Below are 379 nucleotides of genomic sequence, written 5' to 3'. Positions count from 1 at the left end.
CGCTGACTGCGTCCGCAATACTTTCAATCCCCGTAAACAACGACTTTCCGGTGCTCAGCATAAGTCCTATTATTATAATCGCCATTAATACAATATAACTTCCCCATCCTATTGAGCTTTTAAGCCCCAAAGCAATAAGGCCGCCGAAAAGGCCGCCGTTAAGGCCGGAACCTTCTTTATAAAACAAGGAAACCGTTTCCATGAAACCGTAATTTGACAAATTAAGGTTTTCGCTGTCAAATATCATTTGGAACATAGCCGCAATGCCCAGAATAAACATAGCAAGCCCGATGACTTTCACCCATGCAAAATCATGTTCCCTTTTTAGTATAATCCAAATACAAAAGCCAATTGAAGCTATGGGAAGAAGAAATGCGCC

At 41.7% G+C, this 379-nt stretch carries 1 protein-coding gene; it reads right to left on the bottom strand.

The annotated features are described in order from the left end of the window. The coding region (locus tag NE664_15850; GenBank protein ID MCQ4728108.1) for a DNA translocase FtsK 4TM domain-containing protein at nt 1-379 on the bottom strand (379 nt) is incomplete at both ends.

Origin of the sequence: Anaerotignum faecicola, assembly GCA_024460105.1 — a bacterium.
Taxonomy (GTDB): Bacteria; Bacillota; Clostridia; order Lachnospirales; family Anaerotignaceae; genus JANFXS01.
Note: the sequence above shows the minus strand (reverse complement) of the source record. Positions and strands in the feature narration are given on the sequence as shown.